Genomic DNA, 23,610 nt, shown 5'->3' with positions numbered 1-23,610 from the left:
CAACCCTCGTTGTGATTCGCCCGGATCGTTGAGCACTGCCATGACGTACCAAACATGGGAATGCACTCTGAGTCTGCATACTACGAGGCGCAGCGGCCACTTGGTATGACATATTTGTTGTAGCCGGTTACCCTGAATCGCTTGCGGATCTGCTGGAAGAGCCGCAATAACAATGGTCACAAGAATCGTCACGCCGCGGATGCGCGGGTGCAATGCAGTCCACCTTCAAAAGCCAGGCGGCATAGAACGTCGTCAAGGCGATGTTTCGAGTTGCAGCTTGCTTGCCTGCCTGACCAGAGTGGCAAATGAACCCGCCTGCATTTTTCTCATGATGTTGCCGCGATGCACCTGCACGGTGTATTCGGTGATGCCGAGGATGGCTGCCGCCTGCTTGTTGAGCAAACCGCTCGCGAGTAACGGCAACAGTTCCTGCTCACGAGGCGTCAGCGATCGATAGAGCGCCTGCAGCATCGCTGCCTCTTCCGCCTCCTTGCGAAGGACGTGCGCCGTGGCAAGCGCCACCTCGACCGCGCGTATCAACGCATCCTCATCGAGCGGCTTGGTGAGGAAATCGACAGCCCCGCTCTTCATGGCAAGGACCGCGGACGGCACATCGCCTCTTCCAGTAATGAAAATAACGGGAATCGAAGAGTCCATGCCGACAAGCTTCTGGACTTCCAGGCCATTCATGCCTGGCATTCTCATATCCACGATCAGACATGCAACGACGTTGTGATGCGGCGTGTCCAGAAACGCTTCGCCAGAGTCGAATATCTGGACATCTCTTCCGTTTGCGCGCAACAGCGCAGCGAGTGCTTCTCGCACGCGTGTGTCGTCGCCGACCACATAGACCAGTTCGCTCGCGCAGTCCATGAAACCCCTCTATCGTTAGCGCGTGCCTCACCCGACAGGCTTAACGCGGCGTCCATACGATTCCGCCATGCGCGTGCGACCACGCGACCGGGTCCTTGAGAAACGCTTCCAGTTCGTTCAGCGAGCGTTCGTCGACGAGCCCGTCGCTTCTGGCAGCAACGAGCACGTCGTGCCAATTGGCCAGCGAATGGACGCTCACTCCCCAGCGGTCCAGCATTCCTGCCGTCGGGAACACGCCGTAGTCGAATACCACGAAGATGTCCTTCATCTTCGCGCCGACTTCGTGCAACGCGCGGCAGAACTCCCGCTTCGACTCTCCCGCAGCCATCAGGTCGTCAATCAACAGTACGCGGTCGCCGGTTTCGATCACGCCTTCGATTTGCGTCGAGAGGCCGAGGCCTTTGGCCTTCTTGCGCACGTACTGCATCGGCAATTGCAGGGCGTCCGCAATCCAGGCCGCCATCGCGATGCCACTCGACTCCGCGCCGACAATTGCGTCGATGCCCTCGAGACAACCACGCTCACGCAGCAGTTGCAGGCTTTCGCCGACCAGCGCGTGCCGCAGCTTTGGAAACGAGATGAGCCGCCGGCAATCCATGTAGACCGGGCTAGTCCATCCTGATGGCAGGCGGAATGGTTCATCGACGCGGAACTGAACACAACCGGCTTCGATGAGAGCCCTGGCGACGGTCGTGGTCAGTCCGAGCTCCGTGCGTGAAATCGACATACATACTCCGATACTTGTGTTGGCCTGCGCGTTGAAATCACTTTGCAACGGCATCCTGTTCTGCGCCTGCACCCGCGGCAGCAATCAGATCGACAAGGCTGCCGTAAATGCGGGGCTGAATGAGTGCCTCCGGGCGAAGCGCCTCGTCGAGTTGCGCGCCGGTCATCAACTGTCGACGAAGCACGACTTCCCTGATGGTCGTGCCGTGCGCATGCGCTTCCGCCGCAACGGAGGTCGCATTCTTGTACCCGATGTACGGGTTCAGCGCCGTGGCCAGCGCGAGCGAGCGCTCCATGGTCTCGCGCAGATGCCCGGCATTCGCCGTAATACCCTTCACACACTTGTCAGCGAGCGTGATGCACGCCGCAGTGAGATGTTTGAAACTGCGAAACAGCGCATAGGCGATGATCGGTTCGAAGGCATTGAGCTGAAGCTGGCCGCCTTCCGCGGCAAACGTCACGGTGATGTCGCTTCCAAACACCTCGAACGCCACCTGATTGACGACCTCCGGGATAACCGGATTGACCTTGCCGGGCATGATCGAAGAACCCGCCTGCATCGGCGGCAGGTTGATTTCACCGAAGCCTGCTCGTGGTCCGCTCGAAAGCAGGCGCAGGTCGTTACAGGTCTTCGAGAGTTTCACGGCGATACGCTTGAGCATTCCGGAAATCTGAACGAACGCACCGCAGTCCTGCGTGGCTTCGATCAGGTTTGGCGCTGTGCTCAGTTCGATACCCGTGATCCGTTGCAGCGCTTCGAGCGCCTTCTGTGCGTAATCGGGGTGAGCGGTGATGCCTGTGCCGATGGCGGTGGCACCGAGGTTGATTTCCCGAATCAACGCCGACGCCTCACGCAGACGCGCCATATCTTCTTCGAGCATGACCGCGTAGGTTGAAAACTCCTGACCCAGCGTCATTGGAACTGCGTCCTGCAGTTGCGTGCGGCCAAGCTTCAGCAAACCCGCAAACTCCAATGCTTTTTCATCGAATGCCGCATGCAGTTGCGCCATGGCTTCGAGCAGATGCTCGATGGCAAAGAATGTGGCGATGCGTAAAGCCGTGGGATAAACGTCGTTCGTGCTTTGTGCGAGATTGACGTGTTCGTTCGGGTGAAGATGCGCGTACTCGCCCCGCTTGTGGCCCATCAGTTCGAGCGCACGGTTGCAGATCACCTCGTTGGCGTTCATGTTGGTCGAAGTGCCCGCGCCGCCTTGGATCACGTCCACGACGAACTGCTCATGCAGGTGACCTTCACGTATCTCAATACACGCGGCGACGATCGCATCGCGCAATGTTGGCGACAGCAGGCCGAGTTCAGCGTTAGCAACGGCTGCAGCCTGCTTCACTGCGGCAAGTGCGATGATCAGATTGGGATAGCACGAGACGGTCGTCCCCGAAATCTCGAAGTTTTCTTTCGCTCGTAACGTATGCACGCCGTAGTACGCTTCTTGCGGCACTTGTCGCTCGCCAAGAAGGTCATATTCAACGCGGAACTCCTGATTGCTCATAGCTCTCTCCGGCGGGTCTTTTACTAGGCGTTCGAGTGGTCGACGAGGCGCCAGGGCAATTCGCCGCCTCCCATGAATGTTTCAATCGATTTGCCGTCACCGAGTTCGACGCTTCGTGGCGCGTCATTGCGTTCTCGTGTCAGCGTCACGGTGCCTTCGTTCGGTGGAAGGCCATAAAAACGGCGGCCGTTGTCGCTTGCGAAGGCCTCAAAGCGGTCGAGCGCATGTTCTTCGTCGAACACCGTCAGGTAGGCCTCAAGGGCTGTCGGCGCGCTAAAGATACCGGCGCAACCGCACGCGGCTTCTTTGGCGCCGCGCTCGTGCGGTGCCGAATCAGTGCCGAGAAAAAACGACGGTGAGCCGGAAGTCGCGACACGCCGCAGCGCAAGTCGATGTTGCTCGCGCTTGAGGACCGGCAAACAGTAGTAATGCGGCCGCAATCCCCCGGTGAACATCGCGTTCCGGTTCAAAAGCAGATGCTGCGGTGTGATGGTCGCCGCGAGCCGGCCACTGGTGTCCGCGTCAACAAGGTCAGCGGCCTCTTCGGTGGTAATGTGCTCGAGCACGACCCTGAGCGCCGGAAACCTGTCGAGCAAGGGCTTGAGCGTGCGCTCAATGAACACAGTCTCCTTGTCGAAAACATCGATAGCCGGGTCGGTGCTTTCACCGTGAATGAGAAGCGGCATGCCCAGTTCCTGCATGACATCGAGCACGCTTGCGACCTTGTCGATGCCGGTCACGCCGTACTCGGAATGCGTCGTGGCGCCGGCGGGATACAGCTTCACCGCCGTGAACACGCGCGCCTCGAATCCCTTCCGGATTTCCGCAGGGTCGGTGTCGTCACACAGGTAGCATGTCATCAACGGCTCGAATGCAGAGCCTGCGGGCAATGCTTCGAGGATGCGCTCGCGATAGGCTCGCGCGGCTGCTACCGTCGTAACCGGCGGTTTGAGGTTGGGCATCACGATGGCGCGGCCGAACTGGCGCGCCGAAAACGGCAGCACGGTGCGAAGCATCGCGTCATCGCGCAAATGCAGATGCATGTCATCCGGGCGCCGGATGGTAATTGACTGAACCATGACTGTTCCTTGACCTGAGCGGACTCGTTAGAGATGGTCGATGGTGTCGGCAAGCACACGCACGCCAAGCATGAAATCGTCGATGTCCATCGCTTCATGCGGATTGTGGGAGCCGTTCTCGTTGCGGATGAACAGCATGCCGCTGGGAATACCCGCGTTTGCAAACAGCGACGCGTCGTGCCCCGCGCCGCTAGGCACGGTTTCGTAGGGCGTCGCCATGCGCTCGCAAGACGCGGCGAGCGCGGCGCAAATCTTCTCGTCCATCGTGGCGGGCGAAGACTCCAGGCGCCGGTCGAATTCGAATTGCACGCCACGTTCGCGTGAAATCGACGCGCACTCGGTACGCATCAACTGGTAGAACCCTTCGAGCGTGTCATGGCTCTTGCTGCGCGCTTCGAAGCTGAAGTGCACCGTGCCCGGAATACGCGAGATGGAATGCTCGGACGGGTCCGTACCCACGATGCCCGTCGTCACGACGAGGTCTATGCCGCGCTCGAGCAGCACGCGCCAGTGTTCGTCCAGCCTGGTGATCAGGTCCGCCACGGCGAACATCGCATCGTGACGCAGCCAGCGAGGGACTGCGCCCGAGTGACCCGCCTCGCCGACACAGGTAATCCGGTTATGCCGGACGTTGCCACGAATGCCCGGCACCACCCCGAGTGCAATCTTGCGGGCGACCATGATGGGGCCCTGCTCGATATGTAGTTCGAGATACGCTTTGGCGCTGGATTGATCGAAGAGCATTTCCTGAGACGCAATGGCGGCGGTGTCCGCGCCAACCTGCTCCATGTAGCTGGCGAGCGACTTGCCCGAGGTTCGATGCTTGAGTTCGAGATCCTGTGCGGAGAGCTTGCCGAAAAGGGAGCCCGAGCCCATATAAGCCTTGCCGAACCATGCGCTTTCCTCCCCGCGAAAGGCAATGACGCGCAGCGGCGTACCCGACGCTCGACCACTCTGCTTCTGCGCAACCAGGCAGAGTAAGCCCGCGATGATGCCGGCGAGGCCGTCGAAGTTGCCGCCTTGCGGCACCGAATCCATATGCGAGCCGACCCAGACAGCCGGCTGCTGCGTGTCGCTCTCGGGCAGACTGAAAATAAGGTTGGCGGCGCGGTCGACATCGACATGCAGCCCTTCCTTCTCGGCAAAGTGCCGCAGGTAATCGGCCGCTGCGGACTCGCCTTTGCCATAGCTGTCTCGCGTGACACCTACACCGTCGGATGAGAGTTCGCGAATATCATCGAAGAGTTGCTGCGCGAGCCCGGTGAGGTCAAGTATTTCCATGATGCCCGTCCATTTGCACAATGTGCCGGTGCTATCCGGCACTTTCCCGAAGGCACTCGGTGAGCGAGCCGCCTTCACGCAACGAGGATTCAGCCCGACTGTTGTGCAAACCGCAGCCAGCGGTCGCTCAACTGACGATCCAGCTTCACCTGGCCGGTCAGGTCCCGAATGCTCTCGACGCCCATTTCCGTGCAGTACGCCTCAAGACCGTCGATGATTTTCTGCATGACGCCCGGGTCGCGGAACGATGCCGTTCCAACCTGTACAGCACTCGCACCCGCGAGCATGAATTCGACGGCGTCTTCGGCGGTCTGGATACCGCCACAGCCGATAATCGGAATCCGCACAGCCCTATAGCACTGGTGAACAAGCCGCACCGCGATAGGTTTGATGGCGGGACCGGACAGGCCGCCCATCACATTGCCGAGCTTCGGCTTACGGGTCCGGACATCGATCGCCATGCCGAGCACCGTGTTGCCCATCACGATGGCGTCCGCGCCGGCGTCTTCGGCTGCCCGCGCGACGGCCGCGATATTGCTCGCATTGGGCGTGAGCTTGACCCAGAACGGGTGATCGGTGCGCCGGCGAATCGCCGACACCGCCTTGTAGGTCGTATCGGGCAGCATGGCGAACGCCATGCCGTCTGCTTCAAGATTCGGGCACGATATGTTCGCCTCGATCGCTGCCACTTCCGGCAACGACATCTCCTCGCAGGCCTCGGCAAACTCGTCGGCGGTATCGGCTGAAATGGAAACGACAACCGGCGTATCGAACTTCAGATACGGCGGCAGCACATGCTCGCGGTAATACTCGAGCCCCTTGCTCGGGATGCCTATCGAATTGAGCATCCCGCTGTAGCTATCCGCCACGCGCGGCGTGGGGTTACCCGCGCGCGACGTTGGCGACACGCTCTTCACCACGAGCGCGCCAAGACGATTGAGGTCCAGCGCTTCCTGGTATTCAATCGCGAAACAGCCTGACGCCGGCATGACGGGGTTGCGCAAAATCATGTTGCCAACCCGGGCGGTTAAATTAGCCAAATTCCACCTCCCCAACCACCTCGCGGATGGGAAACACTGGGCCTTCGCGACAGACGCGAAGGAATTTGCGGTCACCGTCACAATCGAACAGCCGCACGCATGAAAGACAAACGCCCATGCCGCACGCCATGCGTTGTTCCATCGCGACTTCGGCGGTGATTCGCGGATAGTCGGAAAGGACGCGCTGCAATAGCATCAACAGACGATGCGACCCACAGGTATAGACGGCATCAGGACGCTGCTGCTCGATGAGCTCACGCAGCAGCACCTCCATCGCTTCGACCGAAGACGTTCCGTCCGCATCGAAAACACTGCGGACATCCGCCGTCGCGCCCCGCAGAAACTCTTTTTCCATGAGGTCGGCCGGCGAGCGTGCCGACATGACGGCCGTGATGTCGACACCCGCTTGGGACGCTTCCTTGATGAGCGGAGCCATCGTGGCCAGACCGACGCCACGCGCGACCACGAGAATGCGGCGATAGTTGGCGCTGAAGGTGAAGGTGTTGCCCAACGGCCCGACGATGTCCATGTGACCGCCTTCGAGCAAGGTCGCCATCGCCTTCGTACCAACGCCCGTGACGTTGTAGAGAAACTCGATGCGGTTGTCTTCGGGACCCGCACCATAGACACTCATCGGGCGCAGCAGGAACGGTTCGTGTTCCAGCGTAGTCGGGCATTTGAGCTGGTAGAACTGCCCAGCCTTCGTGATTCGCGCGATGGGCGCGTCTGCTTCCAGACGGATGTACTTGTATCGCTGGTTGACCCAGTAGTGCTCTGCGACTTTGCAACGATAGGAAGCGACAATTGCGGCGTTCTCGACGCCGCACGGGCTTGCTGACATGATGACTCCACTCTTCGATAACGCTGCGGACCGGTCAGGGGAACAGAGCGGTTCGCAGCAAACTGTCTGGTTATTCCAGTTCCGCGCCCTTCAACTCGGGAATGAGAAAGATCGTTGCGACCATGTCGAGCACATAGATGCTTGCGAGCAGGCCAATCGCGAGTTGCAGCGAATAAGCAGCGGCGATACCACCTACGACGATAGGACCCAATCCGCCGACCGCGCGGCCGACATTGAAAAGGACGTTCTGTGCGGTAGCGCGCGCCGCTGTCGGATAGGCCTCCGACATCAGGGCACCGTAGCCGCCAATCATTCCGTTGACGAACATGCCCATGAGCGCGCCGGCCCACAGCATCACGCCTGGGTCTGAGAGCTTCGAATAGGTAATGACCATCGCCACCGCGCCAGCCTGGAAGAGCAGGAAGGTCGGCTTGCGTCCAATGCGGTCCGCCAGCTGGCCGAAGATATAGACGCCGACCATCATTCCGACGATGGTCACCGACGTCCAGAGCGCCGACTTGGTGAGACCAAATCCAAGCGTCCTGGCGAGGTAAGTCGGTAGCCAGATCATGATGCCGTAGTAGCCGAAGTTCTGGACCGAACACAGAATGACGATGCCGAGACTCGTGCGGGCGGTGCGTCCGTCGGCGATGAGCAGCCTGAAGGCGTTAGGCTTCCTGGCTGATGTCTTCGCACTCCGCACGAACACTTCAGGCTCATGCAGCTTGTTGCGCACGACCCATGCAACGAGTGCCGGCGCCACGCCAAGCAGGAACATGCCGCGCCAGCCGATATGCGGAAGCAGCAGCGGCGTGAGTAGAGAGGCTGCAAGCACGCCGCTCTGCCAGCCGAGCGCGACATACGACGACACGCGCGCGCGATGTCTTGCAGGCCATGCTTCAGCGGCCAGCGCCATGCCGATTCCGAACTCACCACCCAGACCGATACCCGCGACTGTCCGGTAGCCCAGCAAATCCCAGAAGCCGTGAGCGAAGGCACACATCCCGGTGAAGAGCGCAAAAATCACGATGGTCCACGTCAGAACCCGGATGCGGCCGAACCGGTCCGATAGCGCGCCGAACAGAATGCCACCACCCACCGCGCCAATCAGCGTCCACGTGACCAGCGCACCCGACTGATGCGTGCTCAGATGCAGATCCAACGCGATGGCAGGCAGCATGAACCCAAGAATGAGCAGGTCGAATCCGTCCATCGCGTAACCGATCGCCGAACCGGCCAGTGCTTTCCAGGCGTACTTGCTGGGACGTTCGTCCGCCCCGACTGGCGCGCTGGCACCGTGCCCTGCCGCCCTTGCATTTGCTTCCATGACTTCCTCCAGTGGAGACTTCCTTTCCTGCGATTCGAAAACGGTCTTTGTGGACCCGAGCGTCAACCACAACGCTATTCGTACAAAAAAATAGACGATCAGCGCGCCTGAAATCATCCCGAACGACTCAAATCGGGGAAACTTCACCGCAATGCGCTGTGTAGTGACGTCCCGGGTCTTGAACTACATAGAAAGGTGGCTGTCTCGGCCGCTGAACTCCGTTGGTTCAGAGGCCCGTCTAAATATTTAGACTACGCGCTTTTGGCGCACCCTGCAACGCGATTTCCGTTAGTGAAAACCCGTAAGCGCGAATTGGCTGAACGGCGGTCGCGCCACGCACTCAGAAGTTGTGGCGAAGGCCTGCGCCGTATGTCAGTCCCGTGGACTGGCTAGCGTAGTGGTCGTATTTGAACGCCGCGTACACATCGGTACGCTTGGAGAGCGGATAGTCGTATCCGACCGCCCAGGTGGTGCGGTGAACGTCACCACTGTTCGGCCCCGTCGACTTCGAATACACAAAGTCTCCGAGCACCGACCCCACGCCCACGGGAATCGAGACGCCAAGCTGTTCCGAGTTGGTCGTTGTCGTACCCAGCGTCGCCTTGTCGCGGATGTTCATGAAGCCGGCGAATACGCGAACAACATTGAAGTTGTACGACCCGTCGAGTTGAATCGTCTCCTGGCTCTTGAGACCGGGTATAGCCGGCAACGCCGTCGCGATGTCGCCCGCTACACTGCTGTAGTTGATGTACTGATAGTTGGCCGCCAGCACGACCGGGCCGTTCGCATAGTTGAGCGTTCCACCCCACTTGTGCGCACCGGCGTCACCCGCCGTGTTACCGAACGAATAGATCACGGTACCGTTCAGGCCGCCGATGGTCGGCGACGAATAGGCTACGGCGTTGTTCCAGCCGGAATCGCCCACGACGCCCTGCGGACCGAGCCCCTTATACGTGTGGAAAATCCACGGAGAGAACGTATAGGAGTTGAAGAACGGATTGAGGTTGATCGTTGAAATGTACAGAGGCGTTGTCAGCCTCCCCGCACGAATGGAACCATACGGCGTGGCAATGCCGAGGTACGCGTTGCGAGAGAAGAAACTGTCGTTTGTGAAGCGGCCGTACGTGCCGTTCTGCGGCTGGAAATAGCTCTCGAGCACGAAGAATGTGGAATAGCCGCCGCCCAGGTCCTCTGTCCCGCGAAGCCCCCAAAAAGACGTGGACAGCCCGCCCCCTTGAGTCACCACGGCCGCATGGGCGCCAGGGTTTTTGACGGAGCCGACAAACGCGTCGACCAGGCCGTAAAGCTGCACCGAGGATTGCGCGAACGCCGGAGCGCTCAGCGCGGCAGTGCCGAAGAGACAAAGACTCGGCAGGAGTTTGAATTTTGCACCAGACATGAAAAGCCTCTTGTTCGTTTCAGCTGACAGCCGCGTGGTCTTCCGGTTTGCGTCGTCGACATCGCGAACGCGCACCGGGCATCTGTGACGCGCCGTCGGGCGAACGTCACATGAGAATCTTGCGACCGTCTAAATAAAACGACAAGTGTACAAAAAAGCAAAAACTCTAGAATTTTGCCAAAAACGCCTCAGTATCTTCCCTGGTAATGCAGCTTTGACGACGCCTTGAGGTACAATTCGTTTGGATTTTTATACGAGGATGTATCGTGGCCGAAGTTCTAGGTTTCCGCAAAACAGCGCCCACTTTCGACTTCCTCGCTATCGGCGAGCGCCTTCGCGCCTATCGCATGGCTCGCGGACTTCGCTCCGACGACATTGCTGAACGGCTCGCAATTTCCCGCGCCGCCGTCTACAACCTCGAACGTGGTGAAATCGTCAAGATTGAAACGCTCGAGCGTCTGGCAGCGCTGCTGGAAGTGACGCTTCCCAATCTGCTCGGGGTTGAGTCCGAGTACCACGACTCCGCGGTCAGTTACTTCGAGCGCATGCGCCAGCTCGAATCACGCTCGACGCGCATCCTCGCCAACTTCGATCCGATTTCATTCCTGCTTACCTCTGAAGCGTACCCGCAGCATCTGCGCTCCATGCTTGACGAGAGCGTGCCCGACGAACTGGTCGGAGAAAGCTCAAAGCGGATCAACAGCGACGTTCTGAAAATTCTGGCCGCACGGCGCAAGGTGTTCGAACAGCAGCGTCCTAGCATCCTCAGCCTGATTGGTCTCCGGCAGATTGAGCAGTTCCTGCACCATGGGCTGGTGGGCCGTTTAGGCCTGCCTTCAGGCGTGCAACTCGAGCGAAAACTTGCGGCACGCAAGGAAGTCGCACACATGATCGAGGTGTTGAACAGCGACCCTATCGGTGTCCAGGTCGGTATCGTGACCGACAATCTGCCGAGTGAGACCTTCCAGATTTTCGAGGAACCGGGCAGCCAGCATGTAGCGGTATCGCCCTTTCGCCTTGGCGAACTCCCGAATGTGCGAACCGGTATTGCGACGATTACAACGTCAGCCGATGCTGTCGCGATGTACCGCGGCCTGATCGAGCGCGTGTGGGCCGGTTCCGCCAAAGGGCGCGACGGCGCGAAGCTCCTGCAACTGCTACTCGATCGCGGTTAATCCCGTAGGATGCCCCGACCTCGCCGCGGCCGCTGTTAGCGCCGGATGATACGGCCGGCGCTAACAACAATTTTTCAGATGCACGCCGCCAGGTCAGACGACCATGGCCGGCGCCACCTTCGCGGCGAACGCGTTGAGGGCCTCGAGAAAAGCGGCATCCGAGGCTTCGCTGGCCTCTTTCAGTGCCTTTGTATCGTTCCGCAACTCAGCGAGAAATTCATCGACCAAACCGGTGGATACGGCAACGCCCTCGTGACGTTCGCTAAAAGCGTTCGCCCGCTCCGCAAGTAGCACGAGAGCCGCCGATTCACGCCCCGAAGCGGCGGCTGCGTCGCGACACTGCGATGCGAAATGGCGGATGTCAGAGAAGCCGACGTGTGAGCGCTCGAGCCACACGCTTGCGAGCTGAAGATTCATTTTGCGTCCCTCAATCGACAATGATGCGACAACGCTGCATGAGCCATGCAGACGTGCCGGAGACCACATCATGCTCCCGTCTAAAAAAAAAGACAACCGGCCGAGCGGCGTTTGGCCGTGCTGCGCTCAACCCGCGTCGTCACGAATAGCACAAGCCTTATCGCGCTTTGCTCACGCCACTCCAGCTAAACCCAAAGTTCGACTGCATTGCAGGCGCCCACTTTGCACACGCACGAAAACCCAACAGCGCGCCGCCCACGGCAAACAACACCGGAATCAGAAAATCCTGGCTTACGCGGGTGAATTCGAACATGAGCACCACGGCCGTAATCGGCATCTGCATCGAGGCAGCGAGAAACGCCGTTGCGCCGACCACCGCGAATGCGCCCAACGACGCCCCCGGCCACACGAGGCTCCACAATCCGCCGAGCACGATCGCCAGCAGCGCGCCATTCGCGAGCCCCGGTGTGAGCACGCCACCTTCGGCGCCGGCGCGCAAACTGCTCGCGGTGATGACCACCTTCAGCACCAGCAGCATCGCGGCGAGACTGATGGTCAAGCCGCCATCGAATGCCAGTCCCGCAGGTCCCTTGCCATTGCCGAGCAACTGCGGGAAATGCATCGCGAGGACGCCGATCATCGCGAAGTTCAGCAGCGACAACACCGGTAGTCGCCAGTTCTTCGGCGCGGCCGCACGCGAGCGATTCATCAGTTCCGTGAAGCTCCACGCCGCCACGCCGAAGATCGGACCGCACACCACGGACCAGACCACGAGCGTGGGGCTCAGCGTCATCGACGGCACGAGATATTGATGTTCGTTGCCCAGTCCCAGTTGCGCGACCAACGCGGCCACCGACGAGGTCACGATGGCCGGCACCAGTGCGGGCCAGCCGAAGGTGCCCAGCAAGACCTCGAGCACGAACACCGCGCCGCCGAGCGGCACGTTATAGACCGCGGCCAAACCGGCGCCCGCGCCGCACGCCACCATGATCCGGCTCTGCGCGACCGACAGCCCCGCGCGGCGCGACAGCCAGCCGGCGAACGCCGAGCCGATCTCACGCGGCGCGACTTCGCGGCCGAGCGGCGAGCCGAGCGCCACGGTGACGATCTGCAGCACTGCATGGATTGTCGTGCTCATTACGGGCATGCGCGGATCGTCGGATTTGACGGCCTGGCGAATGCTCACGAGCGGCCGGCCGAATCGATATAGCGCCCACCAGCCGAATCCCGCCACCAGGCCGCAAATCGTCAGCACGAGCAGGCGGCGTTCGGGGGCGGCACCACTGACGCCCTGTAGAAAACTCTCGGCGCTGATCACGTGCGTCACGCTGTAGCCATATGCAAGATGCTGGATGCCGTGCAGCAGCAACGCGAGCAGCATGCCGCCGAGACCGGCGCCGATACCCGTGAGCAACGTGACCGCGGCGATCACGGCAAACGGACTGGACTCGCGGCGTACAGGCTCCGAAGTGATTGATTTGACTGACATGGCGCGTCGACAAAAGCGAGTTAAGTGGGATGACGACCATGGTATTCCGCGACGCAACATGAATCAAATTGATTTTTCAGCTCGACTGATGCGCCAGTTGCATATATTTAAAATGGCGCTTCTCCGGTCGCACCGCGCGACCGGCGCGATGCCATCGCACAGAATTAGCGAGTGGAAACGAAGAACATCGACACCACGCACGCGACGCCGACAAACCAGACCAGCGACCGCAGCGACGCGAGATTCGCGACATACAGCACGCCGTGCAACACACGTGCGACGACAAACGTGATCGCCAGCCAGTTGATCCACGTACCTGATCCGCCCGCCTGTCCCGCCACGACGATCGCGGCGGTGAACATCGCCAGCGCTTCCCACGCGTTCTGATGCGCCGCATGTGCCCGCGCGCGCCAGCCTTCGAGACCGGCAAGATAAGCGCGTGGCGTGCGATTGTCGTAGCGCTTGCTGACTTTCGCCAGCATGGTCCACGGAAACGGCAACAGCGCCACGATGAGCAGGCATAAATGCGGAATTGTCATAGGTTGGTCTCCCTTGTATGCACGGCACGAAATGCCGCGAGCCGCTGTTATACCCGCGGGCCCGCACCGCCGCCAACTGGAATTCCGCGAGCGTCACTTCTGCCGATAGGCGAATCACTAAACTCAAAATGACCGGATCAGCAAGAAAATCACATCCGAAATAGATTACAAATAACAAACTAAATCACACACACCATTAATACAATAATTACATTTAGCCAACATAAAGGGCACGCTGCATGAAATCTGCTCCAGGGATTAATACGGATAAACGCGCGTTCATTCATGCAAGCGTTTAACAGTCGGCGTACACTCGCTCGAAGCCCATGCCACGGGGCGTGCGGGGCTGCGGAGCCACCTGTCGTCAAACACGGGTGATTGGAGAACCAGGAGAACAATCAATGAGCTGGACACGGGAACAGAGAAACGTCACGATCGCTGCCTATCTGGGCTGGACACTCGACGCATTCGATTTCTTTCTAATGGTGTTCGTATTGAAAGATATTGCGGCGGAGTTCAATACAAAAATCCCCGAAGTCGCCTTCGGCATCATGCTGACCTTGGTGATGCGTCCGCTCGGCGCATTGATTTTCGGCTGGCTCGCCGACAAGTACGGCCGCCGTCCCACGCTGATGGTCAATATCGCGTGTTTCTCCCTGCTGGAATTACTGTCCGGCTTTTCGCCGAACCTGGCCACTCTGCTCGTGCTGCGCGCGCTGTTCGGCATCGCGATGGGCGGCGAATGGGGCGTCGGCGGCGCACTGACCATGGAAACCGTGCCGCCGAAGTCGCGCGGCATCGTCTCGGGTCTGCTGCAGGCCGGCTATCCGAGCGGCTATCTGCTCGCCTCGGTCGTGTTCGGCGTGTTCTATCAGTACATCGGCTGGCGCGGCATGTTCTTCGTCGGCGTACTGCCGGCGTTGCTCGTGCTGTATGTGCGGGCGCACGTGCCGGAATCGCCGGCCTTCAAGACGCTCGAAAAGAAAGCGCGTCCGGGTCTCGTCGCCACGCTCAGGCAGAACGTCAAGCTGTCGCTGTACGCGATCATTCTGATGACCGCGTTCAATTTCTTCTCGCACGGCTCACAAGATCTGTATCCGACCTTCCTGCGGGTGCAGCATCAGTTCGACGCGCACACGGTGTCGTGGATCACGATCGTGCTGAACATCGGCGCGATTTGCGGCGGCCTGTTCTTCGGCGCATTGTCGGAAAAGATCGGCCGCAAGCGCGCGATCTTCATTGCGGCGTTGATCGCGTTGCCGGTGCTGCCGCTGTGGGCCTTCTCGACCACGCCGGTGCTGCTCGCGGTGGGCGCCTTCCTGATGCAGATCTCCGTGCAGGGCGCATGGGGGGTGATTCCGGTGCACCTGAACGAAATCTCGCCCGATGAAATTCGCGCGACGTTCCCCGGTCTCGTGTATCAGCTCGGCAATCTGATCGCGTCGGTGAACGGACCGTTGCAGGCGAGCGCCGCCGAAGCGCACGGCAACAACTACGCGCTCATCATGGCGGTCGTGATCGGTATCGTGGCAGTGGTGATTGCCGCGCTGATTCCGTTCAGCCGCGAGCGCCGCGGCATCGACATGACACAGTCGGCCAAGCAGGTTGCGGCACGGGTTTAAGCGTTCGAACCAAACAGCTATTTTGCCGACGCGTTATCGGGAACAATAGGCGCAAAGGCGGCGCGAACCGCCGCGCGACGCAGAGCACGCGTGAGCAAATAGCAGCAAGGCCAAACAAGGTAGCGAGCAACACGAGGCCGTTCCGATTTCCATCGGAACGGCCTTTTTTATTTCCACGCGGTTTGACGCGCCGCGAGCAGGGAAAGTCTACCTTCATCAGGTCTTCTAGAGGAGTTAGTCGACTGTGACCCCTTGATCGCACACCTCATTTCTTCTTATCCTGAAAAAAACAGCCGTTTCAAATAAGCATTTGAATTGCTTGTTTGCGGGCCGGACGCCCGGTAACTGGGAGACGCGATATGGCAGTTCGCACAACAGGCCGGCATGCCGGCGACACCAAGTCCCGCATCCTCGACGCCGCCGAAACACTCTTTATCGAATGCGGCTATGAGGCCATGTCGTTACGCCAGATTACTTCGCGCGCCGAAGTCAATCTTGCGGCAGTGAACTATCACTTCGGCAGCAAGGAATCGCTGATTCACTCGATGCTGTCGCGCCGCCTCGACCACCTCAACCAGGAGCGGCTCAAGCTGCTCGATCGCTTCGACACCATGCTCGGCGAGCGCCTGACCTGCGAGCACGTGCTCGGCGCGATGTTCATTCCGGCGCTGCGCCTGTCGCGCGATCCGCGCGTCGGCGGCAAGGCGTTTCTGCGTTTGCTCGGCCGCGCTTATACCGATCCGTCGTCGTTCATTCGCGACTTTCTCAACGGGCACTACGCCTCAGTAGCGGTGCGTTTTTTCGACGCGTTCCAGCGCGCGTTGCCGCATCTGCCGCGCGAGGAACTCGGCTGGCGTCTGCACTTCGCGATCGGCGCGCTGTCGGGCGTGCTGGCCGGCACCGACACGGACAGCCTGATTTCCGAGTTCTCGCAGGGCAAGTCGATGAACGACCTGCAACTCATCGCACGCCTCGCCTCGCTGATGGTGGCCGCGCTCAAGGCGCCGTTGCCCGACGGCACACAACTCGCCGCGTTCGCCGCGGTACTCGGCGATGCCAGCGACGGCGGCACGGAGTGCGCCGGAGACGGCGGCGCGGAAGGCACGAGCGCGGCACACACTGGAGGCGGATCGGAGTCGCCCTCACCGGCCGTATCGGAAGGTGAACATCGTGACGGCGACATGGAAGCAGGTTCGCGTCAGCACGCATTTCACCGCACAGCTTAACGATCGAGCGCGGCGGGCAGCGCGCCGTCATGAGCCGTCACCCGCACGCGGCGCCCGTGAGAGCGGGCAGACGGATCACTACCGCACCGTGCAGGCAACCCGCGCAATAGTAAGCATGCCGCAGCTTCGAACCCGTAATCGACCGGCAATGCCTACACTACCGGTCAGCGCCAGACAGGCAACAAGTACTCCGTCAACACTCAGCAAGAAGGCAGCCGACCACCATGAACGCCGCATACCTGAGCAGCACGTCTAAGTCCCGCACCTAAGCGACGCCGCGCTGTCGAACTGCACATACGACACGCAAAAGCAAATGCAGCACGCGCGGCGAGGCAGGCAGACGCAGGCAGACGCAGGCAGACGCAGGCAACACGCTAACGCGCGGCGCGGCGCGGCGCGGCAGCGCGAGCATGAGGCAGAAAATCAATAGAACGCGAACCGTCCGCCCTACGTGGACGCGTTCGCTCGCACCATCGAAAGAGGAGGAAACGTCATGCCGTGGTTCATCCTGGTACTCGTCATTGCCGCGTTCGCGCTCGTCTACGTTCAGGCGCGCGCGGCATGGTGGCTTGCCTTCATGATCGTGTGGGTGGCGGCCGCGCATGTCAGCGGAGCCGCGGGTGCGGTGGCCACGACGCTGCTCGCCATCGTATTCGTCCTCCCTGCCCTCGTGCTCGCGCTTAAACCGCTGCGCCGCACGTGGCTTGCCAAGCCCGTGCTCGACATCTTCCGCAAGATCCTGCCGGAGATGTCGCCGACCGAGCGCGACGCGATCGAAGCCGGCACGGTCTGGTGGGACGCCGAACTGTTCTCGGGCCGCCCGCATTGGGACTCGTTGCTCGGCTACGGTCCCGCCACGCTGACGGCGGAAGAACAGTCGTTCCTTGACGTCGAATGCGAGCAACTCTGCGATCTCGCGAACGACTGGGAAACCACCATGGTCTGGCAGGACCTGTCGCCGCAAACCTGGCAGTACATCAAGGAACGCGGCTTTCTCGGCATGATCATTCCGAAGCAGTACGGCGGCAAGCAGTTCTCCGCCTACGCGCATTCGCAGGTCATCATGAAGCTCGCCACGCGCTGCTCGGCCGCCGCCGTTTCGGTGATGGTGCCGAATTCGCTCGGCCCCGCCGAACTGCTGTTGCACTACGGCACCGACGAGCAGAAAAACCACTACCTGCCGCGCCTCGCACGCGGCGAGGAAATCCCCTGCTTCGCATTGACGAGCCCCTACGCCGGTTCCGACGCGGCGGCGATTCCGGACGTCGGCATCGTGTGCAAGGGGACGTTCGAAGGCCGCGAGACACTCGGCTTTCGCGTCACGTGGGACAAGCGCTACATCACGCTCGGCCCGATTGCGACCGTGCTCGGCCTCGCCTTTCGCGCGCTCGATCCCGACCATCTGCTGGGCACGGAGGACGAACCCGGCATCATCTGCGCGCTGATTCCGACCGACCATCCGGGCGTGAACATCGGCCGCCGTCACTGGCCGCTCAATGCCGTGTTCCAGAACGGCCCGAACTCGGGCAAGGACGTGTTCATTCCGCTCGACTGGGTGATCGGCGGGCGCGCGCAGGTCGGCAACGGCTGGCGCATGCTGATGGAATGTCTCGCGGCGGGCCGGGCGATTTCGCTGCCGTCGTCGAATGTGGGCATGGCGAAGATCGCTGTGCGCGGCACCGGCGCCTACGCCGCGGTTCGCCGCCAGTTCCGCACCGCCGTCGGCAAGTTCGAGGGCGTGCAGGAAGCGCTCGGCCGCATGGGCGGCAACCTGTACGTGATGGACGCCGCGCGCCGCCTGTCGGCGCACGCGGTGGACCTCGGCGAAAAGCCTTCAGTGATCTCGGCGATCGCGAAGTATCACATCACCGAGCGCGCCCGCATGGTCATCAACGACGGCATGGATATCACCGCCGGCAAGGGCATCTGCATGGGGCCGTCGAACTTTCTCGCGCGCGCCTATCAGCAGGTGCCGATCTCGATCACCGTGGAAGGCGCCAACATTCTCACGCGTTGCCTGATCATCTTCGGCCAGGGCGCGATTCGCTGTCATCCGTATGTGCTGAAGGAAATGGCCGCCACGCGCGAAACGGACCACGCCAGGGCGCTGCGCGATTTCGACGAGGCGTTCTTCGGCCACGTCAGCTTCACGCTCTCCAACGTGGTGCGCAGTTTCGTTTATGGCGTAACGGGCGGCGCCTTCATCGCCAAACCGCGCACGGCCCACGCGCCGCTGCATGCGTACTACCGCGCGGCCACCCGCCTGTCCACCGCGTTCGCACTGCTCGCCGATGTCTCGATGTTCGTGCTCGGCGGCGATCTGAAACGCCGCGAGCGCATCTCAGCGCGTCTGGGCGACGTGCTGTCCCAGCTTTATCTGATCTCCGCCACGCTCAAGCGTTTCGAAGACGAAGGCCGTCAGCAAGAAGACCTGCCGCTGGTCCGCTGGGGTGTCGAGGATTCGCTGTACAAGGCGCAGCACGCGCTCGACGGCGTGCTCGCCAACTATCCGAACCGCCTCGCCGCCGGTCTCGTGCGCGTGCTCGCGTTCCCGTTCGGATTGCCCTACCGCGAGCCGTCCGACCAACTCGGCAGCGAGATCGCCGAACTGATGCAAACGCCGGGCGACGCGCGCAATCGTCTGCTGTCCGATTCATACGTGCCGCATCCGCATGTCGACGCGCTCGGCTACGGCGAGCTGGTGTTCGAGCTGAACCCGCGCTTCACGCAGATCGAGCAGAAGCTGCGCGACGCGGCCAAGCAAGGCCTGCTCGAACCGATGCCGCAGAGCCTGCCGCAACTGGCTGCCTGGACCGACGCGGCGCAGAAGAAAGGCCTGATCGACGCCGACGACCGGCGCGTGCTCGACGACTACGCGCGTTACGGCGCGCAAGTCGTGAAGGTGGACGACTTCCCCGCCGACTTCGACATGCTCGCCAATCTGCAAAAGCGCAAGGAGACGCTGGAAAAGGCGCTGGGGCTCGCGGCCTGAGTTCGGCGCCGGCTTAAAAAAACATCCGGGCAAGGCGCGCCGCGGGCGCCGAACTCGGTGCACACTGACACACGTTCGACGCCCCTCGGGGAGATTTCCTTCGAGGCGTCTCCCGGGGGGGCAACCTCGCGGCGTGGCCAGCGGAGCGACTAATAATATGAACGACTCTTACCTGAACTTCGTCAACTCGCCGTTCGGCGCGCGCCTTGCGCGTTCGCTCGGCCTGCCCAAGCCAGAGGTGCTGCGCCGCTATCGCGCGGACCAGCCCGAATTCGGCGGACTGGTGGCGCTCGGCGCGGGCCGCGAACCGCATCTGCTCGACGCGCTGGCGACACTCGTGGCAAGCATCGGCGTGACGAGCGTCGCGCATGCAAGTGCCGGCTTGTGGGTACCGCTCGCCAACCGTCACGGTCTCATGACAGGGCGTTTCGAACCGGCCGACCCCGGCTCGCAAGGCAAACTCGCAGCCCTGCTGTTCGACGCGAGCGGTATTGAAGACAGTGCCCAGCTCGAACCGTTGCACGGCTTCTTCCACGACACGCTGCGCTCGCTCGGCAAGTGCGGGCGCATCATCGTGCTGGGACGGCCGCCGGAAAGCTGCGCGACGCCGCGTCAGTGGACCGCGCAACGCGCGCTCGAAGGCTTCACGCGTTCGCTCGGCAAGGAAGCGCGGCGCGGCATCACTGCAAATCTCGTGTATGTGGAGCAAGGCGCCGAGAACCGCGTGGAAGCGACGTTGCGGTTCTTTCTGTCGCCGCGCTCGGCATACGTGTCGGGCCAGGCCGTGCGCATCGCCGCCGCCAGCTCAGCCACAAGCGACGATGCCACGCCCGCGTTTGACTGGCGGCAGCCGCTCGCGGGCCGGCGCGCGGTCGTGACCGGTGCGGCGCGCGGCATCGGCGCCTCGATTGCGAGCGTGCTGGCGGCCGAAGGCGCGCACGTGATCGGCATCGACATCCCAACAGCGCGCGACGCGCTCGACGCAACCATGCGTCAGTTGAACGGCACCGCCCTCGCCTTCGATATCGCCGCGCCCGAAGCGCCCGCGCAGATCGCCGCCGCGCTCGACGAACAGGGCGTGGATATCGTCGTGCACAACGCAGGCATCACGAAGGACAAAACCATCGCGAAGATGACCGACGCCGCGTGGCAAAGCGTGATCGACATCAACCTGTCCGCGCAGGAGCGGATCGACGACGCCCTGCTCGCCGCCGGCATCCTGCGCGACGGCGGCCGGATCATCGGCGTGTCGTCGATCAGCGGCATTGCCGGCAATCTCGGCCAGACCAATTACGCCACCTCGAAGGCCGGCGTGATCGGCCGCGTGCAAAGCATGGCGCCGCATCTGCGCGCACGCGGCATCACGATCAACGCGGTCGCGCCCGGCTTCATCGAAACGCAGATGACCGCGAAGATTCCGCTCGCGATTCGCGAAGCCGGCCGCCGCATGAATTCGATGAGCCAGGGCGGCCAGCCGGTCGACGTCGCGCAGACCATCGCGTGGCTCGCGCATCCGGGATCGGCCGGCGTGAGCGGCCAGATCGTGCGCGTGTGCGGACAAAGCCTGATTGGAGCGTGACCATGGGTGAGCCCGGTGATCCGTTCGGCGGCAGTCAACTATCGAACACGGCGCGGCAGGACGCGGTGCGGCCCAAGACCGTCGTGATCGACACCTTGCCCGCGCCCGCGAAGCTCTATGCGCGCGCGGTGTCCGGCATCGTCAAACGCGGGCGCGAGACGCATCTGCCTCCGCTGCGTTTGGTGCGCCCCGCCGTCCCGCTCGACCCGGGGCCGATCTGGCGTTACGCGCGCGTGTGCGGTTTCATCCCCGAGCATGGCGTGCCGCTCACGTATCCGCACCTGCTCGCCTTTCCCTTGCATCTGCTGATGCTGACCGACCCGGCGTTTCCGTGGCCGGCGCTCGGCCTGGTTCATCTGGCCAACCATGTGCGCCTGCGCCGGCCGCTCGCCTACAAGGACATGCTGCGCGTCGAGGTGGAATTCGGCGCGCTGCTGCGTCACGACAAAGGCCAGGCGTTCGTGCTACACACCCGCATGTACCGGCGCGGCGAAGCGGTCTGGGACGGCGACAGCGTCTATCTGAAACGCGGCGTGCCGGCGAGCGGCAGCGTGCTCGATCCGCTCGAACTCGGCCCCGAAGCGCTGCAACGCATCGCACGCTGGCAGCTCGCGTCGCAACTGGGCCGCGACTACGCGAGCGTGTCCGGCGACTACAACCCGATCCATCTGACCGCGCTGTCCGCGAAGGCCTTCGGCTTTCCGCGCGCAATTGCGCATGGCATGTGGACGCTGGCGCGTGCCGCCTCCGCGTTGCAGCCGCCGAAGCCGCTCGCGGAAGCCACGCTCAGCGCCGAATTCAAACTGCCGATGCTGCTGCCCGGCGAAGCGTCGCTGTGGAGCGCGTCGCCTTCGCTGATCGAACGCGACATCGAAGTGCGCGACATCGCCGGGCAGAAGCCGCATTTGCGCGGCCGCATGCGATGGAGGCTGCAATGAGGCGCGCGCGGCGCGCGTCTGGTAGTGGAATTCAGGGTGGATGAAATCGTTGTTGGAGCAGGAGCGTCGGCATGAACCGTCACACGATTTGCACCATTCGCAACATTCGATAACCAGCGAACGACCCGAAGGAGCCGAGCATGTCCAACCCGCTGCCAGCCGTACGCCGAGTCGCCATCGTCGGGGGCAACCGGATTCCGTTTGCCCGCTCGAACACCGCCTACGCGACCGCGTCGAATCAGGACATGCTGACCTTCACGCTGCAAGGCCTGATCGACCGCTACAACCTGCACGGCGAACGTCTGGGCGAAGTCGCCGCGGGCGCCGTCATCAAGCATTCGCGCGACTTTAATCTGACGCGCGAATCCGTGCTGTCCACCACGCTCGCCAAGGAAACGCCCGCTTACGACGTGCAGCAGGCCTGCGGCACCGGGCTCGAAGCCGCGATTCTCGTCGCCAACAAGATCGCCTTGGGGCAGATCGAAGTGGGCATTGCGGGCGGCGTCGATACGACATCCGATGCGCCGATCGGCGTCAACGAGCGGATGCGCAAAATTCTGCTCGAAGCCAATCGCGGCAAGAGCACCGGAGAACGCGTCGGCGCGCTGACCAAGCTGCGGCCCGGCATGTTTTTCAAGCCGCTTCTGCCGCGCAACGGCGAACCGCGTACGGGCCTTTCGATGGGCGAGCATTGCGAGCTGATGGCCAAGCGCTGGAACATCTCGCGCGAGGCGCAGGACGTGCTCGCTTACGACAGCCACCGCAAGCTCAATGAGGCCTACGCGCGCGGCTTCGTCAACGATCTGATGACGCCGTACGCGGGTCTCACGCGCGACAACAATCTGCGCTCCGATCTCACGCTCGAAAAACTTGCGAGCCTGAAGCCGGTGTTCGACCGCGACGCCGGCACGCTGACCGCCGGCAATTCGACGCCGCTCACCGACGGCGCTTCCGCCGTGCTGCTCGCGAGCGAAGAATGGGCCGCGCGTCATGGACTGCCGGTGCTCGCGTACCTGAGCTGGTCCGAGACCGCCGCCGTCGACTTCTTCGACAAGAAGGAAGGCCTGCTGATGGCGCCCGCCTACGCCGTGCCGCGCATGCTGGCGCGCGCCGGGCTCACGTTGCAGGACTTCGACCTGTACGAAATCCACGAAGCATTTGCCGCCCAGGTGTTGTGCACGCTCGCGGCGTGGCAGGATGACGAGTATTGCCGCACGCAACTGGGCTTGCCGGGCCCGCTCGGCGCGATCGACCGGACAAAATTGAACGTGAACGGCAGTTCACTCGCCACGGGCCATCCGTTCGCGGCGACGGGTGGACGCATCGTCGCCGGCCTCGCGAAAATGCTCGCGCAACTCGACAAACCAGCCGGCACCGCGCGCGGGCTGATTTCGATCTGCGCGGCGGGCGGCCAGGGGGTGGTCGCGATTCTGGAACGCTGAGCATTGCATGCGTTCCAGTGTTTGCTTCGCCGCATGCTTTTGCTTCACACGCTGCCACACTCGCGTGGATTGCTTCGATGACTGGCCGCAAGACCAGCACACAAACAGATGAAGCCA

General features: G+C 62.0%; 19 protein-coding genes. 7 read left to right on the top strand and 12 right to left on the bottom strand.

The annotated features are described in order from the left end of the window. Positions 1–252: 252 nt before the first annotated feature. From P0D96_RS20785 to P0D96_RS20745, 9 genes are all read right to left on the bottom strand, one after another. Positions 253–846, bottom strand: coding sequence for a response regulator transcription factor (locus P0D96_RS20785; protein ID WP_408315065.1), 594 nt, complete (start codon positions 844–846; stop codon positions 253–255). 67 nt (positions 847–913) lie between these two features. Beyond that, positions 914–1,600 carry an orotate phosphoribosyltransferase gene (locus tag P0D96_RS20780; protein ID WP_342960498.1) on the bottom strand — a complete coding sequence of 229 codons (687 nt, stop codon included), beginning with the start codon at positions 1,598–1,600 and terminating at the stop codon, positions 914–916. A 37-nt stretch (positions 1,601–1,637) separates the two neighbouring features. After that, a complete protein-coding gene (gene aspA / locus P0D96_RS20775; protein ID WP_408175724.1) occupies positions 1,638–3,107 on the bottom strand; it encodes an aspartate ammonia-lyase in 1,470 nt (489 codons plus the stop codon). Positions 3,108–3,130: 23 nt separating this feature from the next. Next, entirely contained in the window at positions 3,131–4,186 is a 1,056-nt protein-coding gene (pyrC, locus tag P0D96_RS20770; RefSeq protein ID WP_408175725.1) for a dihydroorotase, read from the bottom strand. A 27-nt stretch (positions 4,187–4,213) separates the two neighbouring features. Further along, positions 4,214–5,467 (bottom strand): allantoate amidohydrolase, encoded by a 1,254-nt coding sequence (locus P0D96_RS20765; protein WP_408175727.1) that lies wholly within the window; start codon positions 5,465–5,467, stop codon positions 4,214–4,216. 89 nt (positions 5,468–5,556) lie between these two features. Continuing rightward, the gene (locus P0D96_RS20760) at positions 5,557–6,507 is read right to left on the bottom strand and encodes a dihydroorotate dehydrogenase (RefSeq protein ID WP_132374919.1); all 951 of its coding nucleotides are present in this window, start codon (positions 6,505–6,507) and stop codon (positions 5,557–5,559) included. After that, on the bottom strand, positions 6,500–7,348 hold the full coding sequence (locus P0D96_RS20755; RefSeq protein WP_408175729.1) for a dihydroorotate dehydrogenase electron transfer subunit: 849 nt from the start codon (positions 7,346–7,348) through the stop codon (positions 6,500–6,502). Before P0D96_RS20755 ends, P0D96_RS20760 begins: the two co-directional genes overlap by 8 nt. Before the next feature lie 70 nt (positions 7,349–7,418). Then, complete coding sequence (locus P0D96_RS20750) at positions 7,419–8,675, bottom strand: MFS transporter (RefSeq protein ID WP_408315061.1); 1,257 nt, start codon at positions 8,673–8,675, stop codon at positions 7,419–7,421. 340 nt (positions 8,676–9,015) lie between these two features. After that, complete coding sequence (locus P0D96_RS20745; protein WP_408175731.1) at positions 9,016–10,074, bottom strand: porin; 1,059 nt, start codon at positions 10,072–10,074, stop codon at positions 9,016–9,018. A gap of 266 nt (positions 10,075–10,340) precedes the next feature. Here P0D96_RS20745 and P0D96_RS20740 point away from each other — a divergent pair, with 266 nt between their 5' ends. Next, positions 10,341–11,249 carry a helix-turn-helix domain-containing protein gene (locus P0D96_RS20740; RefSeq protein WP_408175732.1) on the top strand — a complete coding sequence of 303 codons (909 nt, stop codon included), beginning with the start codon at positions 10,341–10,343 and terminating at the stop codon, positions 11,247–11,249. 93 nt (positions 11,250–11,342) lie between these two features. On the opposite strand, the gene P0D96_RS20735 is transcribed toward P0D96_RS20740, so the two are convergent. The 3 genes from P0D96_RS20735 to P0D96_RS20725 form a co-directional block, all read right to left on the bottom strand. After that, a complete protein-coding gene (locus P0D96_RS20735) occupies positions 11,343–11,666 on the bottom strand; it encodes a hypothetical protein (RefSeq protein WP_408315059.1) in 324 nt (107 codons plus the stop codon). A gap of 157 nt (positions 11,667–11,823) precedes the next feature. Further along, complete coding sequence (locus P0D96_RS20730) at positions 11,824–13,155, bottom strand: chloride channel protein (RefSeq protein WP_408175735.1); 1,332 nt, start codon at positions 13,153–13,155, stop codon at positions 11,824–11,826. Positions 13,156–13,319: 164 nt separating this feature from the next. Beyond that, positions 13,320–13,694 carry an MAPEG family protein gene (locus tag P0D96_RS20725; protein WP_408175736.1) on the bottom strand — a complete coding sequence of 125 codons (375 nt, stop codon included), beginning with the start codon at positions 13,692–13,694 and terminating at the stop codon, positions 13,320–13,322. Between the two features lie 401 nt (positions 13,695–14,095). Between P0D96_RS20725 and P0D96_RS20720 the strand changes: the two genes are divergently transcribed. The 6 genes from P0D96_RS20720 (at position 14,096) to P0D96_RS20695 (ending at position 23,493) form a co-directional block, all read left to right on the top strand. Beyond that, positions 14,096–15,316 (top strand): MFS transporter, encoded by a 1,221-nt coding sequence (locus tag P0D96_RS20720; RefSeq protein WP_132374926.1) that lies wholly within the window; start codon positions 14,096–14,098, stop codon positions 15,314–15,316. A gap of 359 nt (positions 15,317–15,675) precedes the next feature. Beyond that, on the top strand, positions 15,676–16,542 hold the full coding sequence (locus P0D96_RS20715) for a TetR/AcrR family transcriptional regulator (protein WP_408175738.1): 867 nt from the start codon (positions 15,676–15,678) through the stop codon (positions 16,540–16,542). Between the two features lie 493 nt (positions 16,543–17,035). Beyond that, positions 17,036–19,534, top strand: a complete 2,499-nt coding sequence (locus P0D96_RS20710; RefSeq protein WP_408175739.1) for an acyl-CoA dehydrogenase — start codon at positions 17,036–17,038, stop codon at positions 19,532–19,534. A 157-nt stretch (positions 19,535–19,691) separates the two neighbouring features. Further along, complete coding sequence (locus P0D96_RS20705; RefSeq protein WP_408315056.1) at positions 19,692–21,113, top strand: 3-oxoacyl-ACP reductase; 1,422 nt, start codon at positions 19,692–19,694, stop codon at positions 21,111–21,113. 2 nt (positions 21,114–21,115) lie between these two features. Further along, positions 21,116–22,051 (top strand): MaoC family dehydratase, encoded by a 936-nt coding sequence (locus tag P0D96_RS20700; RefSeq protein WP_408175742.1) that lies wholly within the window; start codon positions 21,116–21,118, stop codon positions 22,049–22,051. Positions 22,052–22,191: 140 nt separating this feature from the next. Further along, on the top strand, positions 22,192–23,493 hold the full coding sequence (locus P0D96_RS20695) for an acetyl-CoA C-acetyltransferase (protein ID WP_408175743.1): 1,302 nt from the start codon (positions 22,192–22,194) through the stop codon (positions 23,491–23,493). The last annotated feature ends 117 nt before the right edge of the window (positions 23,494–23,610 follow it).

This window comes from Paraburkholderia sp. RL17-347-BIC-D, assembly GCF_046027915.1.
Taxonomy (GTDB): domain Bacteria; phylum Pseudomonadota; class Gammaproteobacteria; order Burkholderiales; family Burkholderiaceae; genus Paraburkholderia.
Note: the sequence above shows the minus strand (reverse complement) of the source record. Positions and strands in the feature narration are given on the sequence as shown.

Bases quoted from the DNA above. Each gene is read 5' to 3' on its own strand.
- P0D96_RS20730 (WP_408175735.1), bottom strand. From the start codon at position 13,155: ATGTCAGTCAAATCAATCACTTCGGAGCCTGTACGCCGCGAGTCCAGT.
- P0D96_RS20710 (WP_408175739.1), top strand. From the start codon at position 17,036: ATGCCGTGGTTCATCCTGGTACTCGTCATTGCCGCGTTCGCGCTCGTC.
- P0D96_RS20745 (WP_408175731.1), bottom strand. From the start codon at position 10,074: ATGTCTGGTGCAAAATTCAAACTCCTGCCGAGTCTTTGTCTCTTCGGC.
- P0D96_RS20720 (WP_132374926.1), top strand. From the start codon at position 14,096: ATGAGCTGGACACGGGAACAGAGAAACGTCACGATCGCTGCCTATCTG.
- P0D96_RS20695 (WP_408175743.1), top strand. From the start codon at position 22,192: ATGTCCAACCCGCTGCCAGCCGTACGCCGAGTCGCCATCGTCGGGGGC.
- P0D96_RS20715 (WP_408175738.1), top strand. From the start codon at position 15,676: ATGGCAGTTCGCACAACAGGCCGGCATGCCGGCGACACCAAGTCCCGC.
- P0D96_RS20765 (WP_408175727.1), bottom strand. From the start codon at position 5,467: ATGGAAATACTTGACCTCACCGGGCTCGCGCAGCAACTCTTCGATGAT.
- P0D96_RS20700 (WP_408175742.1), top strand. From the start codon at position 21,116: ATGGGTGAGCCCGGTGATCCGTTCGGCGGCAGTCAACTATCGAACACG.
- P0D96_RS20725 (WP_408175736.1), bottom strand. From the start codon at position 13,694: ATGACAATTCCGCATTTATGCCTGCTCATCGTGGCGCTGTTGCCGTTT.
- aspA (WP_408175724.1), bottom strand. From the start codon at position 3,107: ATGAGCAATCAGGAGTTCCGCGTTGAATATGACCTTCTTGGCGAGCGA.
- P0D96_RS20780 (WP_342960498.1), bottom strand. From the start codon at position 1,600: ATGTCGATTTCACGCACGGAGCTCGGACTGACCACGACCGTCGCCAGG.
- P0D96_RS20750 (WP_408315061.1), bottom strand. From the start codon at position 8,675: ATGGAAGCAAATGCAAGGGCGGCAGGGCACGGTGCCAGCGCGCCAGTC.
- P0D96_RS20705 (WP_408315056.1), top strand. From the start codon at position 19,692: ATGAACGACTCTTACCTGAACTTCGTCAACTCGCCGTTCGGCGCGCGC.
- P0D96_RS20755 (WP_408175729.1), bottom strand. From the start codon at position 7,348: ATGTCAGCAAGCCCGTGCGGCGTCGAGAACGCCGCAATTGTCGCTTCC.
- P0D96_RS20735 (WP_408315059.1), bottom strand. From the start codon at position 11,666: ATGAATCTTCAGCTCGCAAGCGTGTGGCTCGAGCGCTCACACGTCGGC.
- pyrC (WP_408175725.1), bottom strand. From the start codon at position 4,186: ATGGTTCAGTCAATTACCATCCGGCGCCCGGATGACATGCATCTGCAT.